The 3,948-nt window shown below is 48.2% G+C and carries 5 protein-coding genes and 1 pseudogene; 2 read left to right on the top strand and 4 right to left on the bottom strand.

Annotated features, from left to right (window positions below):
* Positions 1-312 (top strand): hypothetical protein (locus FDW96_RS25215; RefSeq protein WP_212732867.1); only part of this gene is annotated, 312 nt, incomplete at its 5' end.
* A gap of 3 nt (positions 313-315) precedes the next feature.
* On the opposite strand, the gene FDW96_RS10900 is transcribed toward FDW96_RS25215, so the two are convergent.
* Both FDW96_RS10900 and FDW96_RS10895 read right to left on the bottom strand, forming a co-directional pair.
* Positions 316-606: a barstar family protein gene (locus FDW96_RS10900; protein WP_137365693.1), complete on the bottom strand. Its 291-nt coding sequence runs from the start codon at positions 604-606 to the stop codon at positions 316-318.
* A gap of 14 nt (positions 607-620) precedes the next feature.
* The gene (locus tag FDW96_RS10895; protein ID WP_252362866.1) at positions 621-977 is read right to left on the bottom strand and encodes a ribonuclease domain-containing protein; all 357 of its coding nucleotides are present in this window, start codon (positions 975-977) and stop codon (positions 621-623) included.
* Between the two features lie 30 nt (positions 978-1,007).
* Here FDW96_RS10895 and FDW96_RS10890 point away from each other — a divergent pair.
* Positions 1,008-2,039: pseudogene (locus tag FDW96_RS10890) on the top strand (IS630 family transposase).
* Between the two features lie 66 nt (positions 2,040-2,105).
* Here the strand turns inward: FDW96_RS10890 and FDW96_RS10885 are convergent.
* Both FDW96_RS10885 and FDW96_RS10880 read right to left on the bottom strand, forming a co-directional pair.
* On the bottom strand, positions 2,106-2,462 hold the full coding sequence (locus tag FDW96_RS10885; RefSeq protein ID WP_137365691.1) for a hypothetical protein: 357 nt from the start codon (positions 2,460-2,462) through the stop codon (positions 2,106-2,108).
* The coding region (locus FDW96_RS10880) for an RHS repeat-associated core domain-containing protein (protein WP_137365690.1) at positions 2,459-3,948 on the bottom strand (1,490 nt) is incomplete at its 5' end. The genes FDW96_RS10885 and FDW96_RS10880, both read right to left, overlap by 4 nt.

Raw genomic sequence — 3,948 nt, 5'->3', positions numbered from 1 at the left:
ATCCGGGGTACAGGCGCTGATAAGGTGAAATTCCGCATCATAACGAAAGCCGGTGGTGGAGATTATCTGCTCCGCTTCCTCCCGCCGTTGTCTTACCTGTCGCTGAAGGAGCCGATCGCCGCCATCATAATATTCACGGATAATATGGTTGTCGGGACAGTGTGTGGCGGTACGCCGCCCTGCGGCATCCAGGGGGTAAGTGCCCAGCATTCTCCGGTGGCACCGACAATACTGCTCTTTGGCCTTATTTTAGAGTCCGGAGGTAATCTTCCAAACACATACATTCATTTTCTCTGCGAACAGCTTTATTAGTAATTATAATATGTTAAATTGGAATTCCTCTTTATCTTTGTTTTCGAAGTCGCAAATTTTATTAAATACAAAAATGAGTTGTTCAAATTCTTTTGGGTAATGGCATTTAAATACTTCGCTATTGTACCAGTATATAACTACTGGCTTATCATCCGAATCAATTGGTGTCATAAAATCAAACAAAGCATCTGGATTATTACCAAAGTACGGGCCAAAATAAAATTCATTTGAAAATAATTTATATATGTCAATTGGATTTCTTTGGATGTCCCCATCTAATATTATTTTTTTCACAATGTTCACCTTTGTTAACAGTGCCAACGCCCCAGTTCTTGCGCTGTATCATAATGATCTGATGTTATATAAGTTAACCCATCACTAGAATATAATAATCTTGTTCCGGGTTGTTTCGCTCGCGACATTTGACTGTTCAGTCCTATATCAGCTTCATACCATATTCTCCCTGGTGCATCTGGAACAATACCTGTACTGTTTGCAAAAATATCCCCACCAATTTGCCCTCCAGGAACATAATTCCCTAACGCTTTCCCTTTAGACCATCCCGCCGCTTGCGCTTTTGTTACATAATTACTAAATAGCTGCGCGGAATAGTAGATCACTTTGAGGGAACTCAGCCCGGATTGTGCGATCTGATCAATCGCCAAATCAAAACAAATCACCAACCGGACTGAGCGATGCCGATCATAGCACCAATTCCCCGTGACGAACGACGCCTGATGCAGAAAGCAATCCATAAAACGCACGATAAAAATTATGCCCGCAGGCTGACTGCCATACTGATGCTACATCGGGGCGATCGCGTCAGCGACGTTGCCAGAGCACTCTGCTGTGCCCGTTCCTCCGTCGGCCGCTGGATTAACTGGTTCACGCTGTCGGGTGTGACAGGACTGAAATCATTACCTGCCGGACGAACTCGTCGCTGGCCTTTTGAACATATCTGCACGTTATTACGTGAGCTGGTAAAACATGCTCCCGGCGATTTTGGTTACCAGCGTTCACGCTGGAGTACAGAACTTCTGGCGATAAAAATCAATGAGATAACCGGCTGTCAGTTACATGCCGGAACCGTTCGCCGCTGGTTGCCGTCTGCGGGGCTTGTGTGGCGAAGAGCCGCGCCAACTCTGCGTATCCGTGACCCACATAAGGATGAAAAGATGGCGACAATTCATAAAGCACTGGACGAATGCAGCGCAGAGCATCCGGTATTTTATGAAGATGAGGTGGATATCCATCTTAATCCCAAAATCGGTGCGGACTGGCAGCTACGCGGGTAGCAAAAACGCGTGGTGACGCCGGGACAGAACGAAAAATACTATCTGGCCGGAGCACTACACTGCGGAACGGGCAAAGTCAGCTACGTGGGCGGCAACAACAAAAGTTCGACGCTGTTCATCAGCCTGCTGAAGCGGCTTAAAGCGACATACCGGCGGGCAAAAACCATCACGCTCATCGTGGACAACTACATTATCCACAAAAGTCGGGAAACGCAGCGCTGGCTGAAGGAGAACCCGAAGTTCAGGGGCATTTATCAGCCGGTTTACTCGCCATGGGTGAATCATGTGGAACGGCTATGGCAAGCACTTCACGACACAATAACGCACAATCATCAGTGCCGCTCAATGTGGCAACTGTTGAAAAAAGTTCGCCATTTTATGGAAACCGTCAGCCCATCCCCCGGAGGCAAACATGGGCTGGCAAAAGTGTAGCGGTATTAGGCGCAGCTATTTAGCGTTCTCTCCCCAATCCCTGAGTTGCTGGTTTTACTGAAACAATTATATACTTCGCTTTTCACTATTTAGTAATTTTTCAAAAATATTAGAGAATTTATTTTTGGCTGCTTCTAAAAAATCCATTATTTTTTTCTCGCTATTAATCTGTTTATCTTCCATATATATAAATCCTGACGAATCGGAAAGATCAATATCAAAATAAGATCCATTATCTGATTTTATTTCAATCACAACCTCGTCGAACTCTACTTCATTGGTTAAATCATCACTGAGTAAAATGCTAAAATAAAATCTAGAAAAATTATTGATATACTTCACCTCGATCGAAATAGATTTAATTGCCTGATTATTACTATTTTTCTTCAATTCACATAAAGCATCAAAAATAAATTTATTCATGTCCCCACCTTTCCACATGACGCTTCTTGTACTGCTATCGTATATAATGATTTATTATCTGTTCCTCGTGTATTAGCCCATTCTCTTAATTTAGAAAAATCAGGATCGTCTGCTGGTCTGATCGACGCATGGTTTTTACCATCCTGAACTACAATTAATCCACGTTCACGAAGTTTTTTCACATCAAGCTCTTGATATTTACCGGTTGGTTTTTCTATGGTTGTTGACAGTCCTGTCGTTGTATCTTTTCCTGGTCGGGGCGTTAAGTTTGAATCGGTCCCACTCCCCATCCGATAAACAACACCATCGGTTAATACTTTATCTAAACCCAATGGGTCAATATATTTCAGTGGATTATTGACGTATCCATACGGATTTAATCCCCCATCTAGCCCTATTGGATCAGGCGAAACATACTGCCCCGTCTCAACATCATAGTACCGGAACCGATTATAGTGCAATCCGGATTCTTCATCCGCGTACTGCCCCGCAAAGCGCCACGGACAGTGCGGTGCCGTATCATCATCATTAGCCGCGCTTAGTCCACCGAAGCGATACTGCTCAGCCTTACCCCAGACGCTCAGCTTCTGCGCCCGGACCACTTCGCCGGTTTCCGTCAGCAGTTCTCTCGGTGTACCCATATGGTCACGGACCACATAGTGCAGTTGCCCGTTTTCATATCTGGCTCCCGGTGTCAGCGCGCCGGGTTCATACAGCCAGTACACGCTGTGTTCCACCGCAGCGGTGCCGTCGGCGTAAACCGGCGTTTCCGCCACCAGCAGGTCGCCGCTCCACTGGTAATCGTAACCCGCGATACCCAGCGTGGTTCTTTCCCGGCGCTTGCTGAGCCGGCGGCCAAAGGCGTCGTAGGTATAGCGCCAGCGTTCACCCTGTGGGGTGATAAGCTGTACCAGTTGGCCCATACCATCCCAGCGGTAGCGCCACCGCTGTGGCCGGAAGCCGTCAGACAGAACGGTTTTTTCGACCAGTCTGCCGCCTTCATCATAGCGGAAGCGGCTGTCGCCCCGTTTTGTGACGCGGCCATGTTCCTGTTCCTGCGCCGTAAACTGCATGAGGGCGTCCGGAAGGTTGCGGGTCTGACCGTGGTGGCGGATGTTCAGGTTGACGTCGTAGCCGAAATGTTCCTGCCGGGGGAGCTGCCGTGTGCCGCCTTCGGCAAGGGTTATCTGGTCGTTAGTGTCATAGCGGTAAGTGGTGGTTCCCCAGCGGTTGTCACTGACCCGGGTGAGGTTCCATGCCCGGTCGTATTCCTGGCGACGCCAGATGTCCATAGGCCAGTCCGTGGTGCCGGATTCATGGTGTCCGGCCCACTGTTCCACAATATTGCCGGTGGGGCTGTAGCTTTGCCCGAACTGAAAACCGGCCCCGCTGTGGCGTGTTGTTTCCCGGCCCAGCGCATCGTGGCTGAATTGCAGGGGAGGGTGGTCATTAATCTGCCAGTGGGTCATCCGGCCCATCACGCCGT

It is taken from the genome of Citrobacter sp. TBCS-15 (assembly GCF_005280815.1).
GTDB lineage: Bacteria > Pseudomonadota > Gammaproteobacteria > Enterobacterales > Enterobacteriaceae > Citrobacter > Citrobacter werkmanii.
This window is presented reverse-complemented; position numbering and strand designations above follow the sequence as displayed.